The sequence below is a fragment of the Duganella aquatilis genome (assembly GCF_009674565.1).
Taxonomy (GTDB): domain Bacteria; phylum Pseudomonadota; class Gammaproteobacteria; order Burkholderiales; family Burkholderiaceae_D; genus Rugamonas; species Rugamonas aquatilis.
In genome coordinates this window covers 1-2,337 of the sequence record NZ_WKJL01000062.1, presented here as the reverse complement: position 1 = coordinate 2,337, position 2,337 = coordinate 1, and the positions used below count along the sequence as shown (strand labels likewise).

Genomic DNA, 2,337 nt, shown 5'->3' with positions numbered 1-2,337 from the left:
AAGGTTATAGGGACAAGCCGTACGGGCAATTAGTATCAGTTAGCTTAATGCATTACTGCACTTCCACACCTGACCTATCAACGTCCTGGTCTCGAACGACCCTTCAAAGAGCTCAAGGCTCTGGGAAATCTCATCTTAAGGCAAGTTTCCCGCTTAGATGCTTTCAGCGGTTATCTCTTCCAGACTTAGCTACCCGGCAATGCCACTGGCGTGACAACCGGTACACCAGAGGTCTGTCCACTCCGGTCCTCTCGTACTAGGAGCAGCCCCCTTCAAATTTCCAACGCCCACGGCAGATAGGGACCAAACTGTCTCACGACGTTTTAAACCCAGCTCACGTACCACTTTAAATGGCGAACAGCCATACCCTTGGGACCGGCTACAGCCCCAGGATGTGATGAGCCGACATCGAGGTGCCAAACTCCCCCGTCGATATGAACTCTTGGGAGGAATCAGCCTGTTATCCCCAGAGTACCTTTTATCCGTTGAGCGATGGCCCTTCCATACAGAACCACCGGATCACTATGTCCTACTTTCGTACCTGCTCGACTTGTCAGTCTCGCAGTTAAGCACGCTTATGCCATTGCACTATCATCACGATGTCCGACCGTAATTAGCGTACCTTCGAACTCCTCCGTTACACTTTAGGAGGAGACCGCCCCAGTCAAACTGCCTACCATGCACTGTCCCCGATCCGGATAACGGACCAAGGTTAGAACCTCAAACAAACCAGGGTGGTATTTCAAGGTTGGCTCCACGAGAACTGGCGTCCCCGCTTCAAAGCCTCCCACCTATCCTACACAGATTGGTTCAAAGTCCAATGCAAAGCTACAGTAAAGGTTCATGGGGTCTTTCCGTCTAGCCGCGGGTAGATTGCATCATCACAAACATTTCAACTTCGCTGAGTCTCGGGAGGAGACAGTGTGGCCATCGTTACGCCATTCGTGCAGGTCGGAACTTACCCGACAAGGAATTTCGCTACCTTAGGACCGTTATAGTTACGGCCGCCGTTTACTGGGACTTCAATCAAGAGCTTGCACCCCATCATTTAATCTTCCAGCACCGGGCAGGCGTCACACCCTATACGTCCACTTTCGTGTTTGCAGAGTGCTGTGTTTTTATTAAACAGTCGCAGCCACCAGTTTATTGCAACCCGTTCGCCCTACTGAAGTAAATCAGCCAAGCTACAAGGGCGTACCTTTTCCCGAAGTTACGGTACCAATTTGCCGAGTTCCTTCTCCCGAGTTCTCTCAAGCGCCTTAGAATACTCATCTCGCCCACCTGTGTCGGTTTGCGGTACGGTCTCGTATGACTGAAGCTTAGAGGCTTTTCTTGGAACCACTTCCGATTGCTACGTGAGCAAGCTCACTCGTCCCAGCCCCTTGGATTACGTACCCGGATTTGCCTAAGTACCTCCTATGAACCAGAAACTGACTATTCCAACAGTCAGACAACCTTCCGCGATCCGTCCCCCCATCGCATCATACGACGGTGCAGGAATATTAACCTGCTTCCCATCAGCTACGCATCTCTGCCTCGCCTTAGGGGCCGACTCACCCTGCTCCGATGAACGTTGAACAGGAAACCTTGGGCTTACGGCGTGGGGGCTTTTCACCCCCATTATCGCTACTCATGTCAGCATTCGCACTTCTGATACCTCCAGCATCCTTTACAAGACACCTTCGCAGGCTTACAGAACGCTCTCCTACCATATCCTTACGGATATCCGCAGCTTCGGTGACTGGCTTAGCCCCGTTACATCTTCCGCGCAGGACGACTCGATCAGTGAGCTATTACGCTTTCTTTAAATGATGGCTGCTTCTAAGCCAACATCCTGACTGTTTTAGCCTTCCCACTTCGTTTTCCACTTAGCCAATCTTTGGGACCTTAGCTGGCGGTCTGGGTTGTTTCCCTCTTGACGCCGGACGTTAGCACCCGACGTCTGTCTCCCAAGCTCGCACTCATCGGTATTCGGAGTTTGCAATGGTTTGGTAAGTCGCGATGACCCCCTAGCCATAACAGTGCTCTACCCCCGATGGTGATACTTGAGGCACTACCTAAATAGTTTTCGGAGAGAACCAGCTATTTCCAAGTTTGTTTAGCCTTTCACCCCTACCCACAGCTCATCCCCTAATTTTTCAACATTAGTGGGTTCGGACCTCCAGTGCGTGTTACCGCACCTTCATCCTGGCCATGAGTAGATCACTTGGTTTCGGGTCTACACCCAGCGACTATCGCCCTGTTCGGACTCGATTTCTCTACGGCTTCCCTATTCGGTTAACCTTGCCACTGAATGTAAGTCGCTGACCCATTATACAAAAGGTACGCAGTCACCCC

At 51.4% G+C, this 2,337-nt stretch carries 1 rRNA gene; it reads right to left on the bottom strand.

From position 1 onward, the window contains the following. Positions 1 to 8 precede the first annotated feature (8 nt). Positions 9 to 2,337 (bottom strand): 23S ribosomal RNA (locus GJ698_RS30190); the annotation flags it as partial.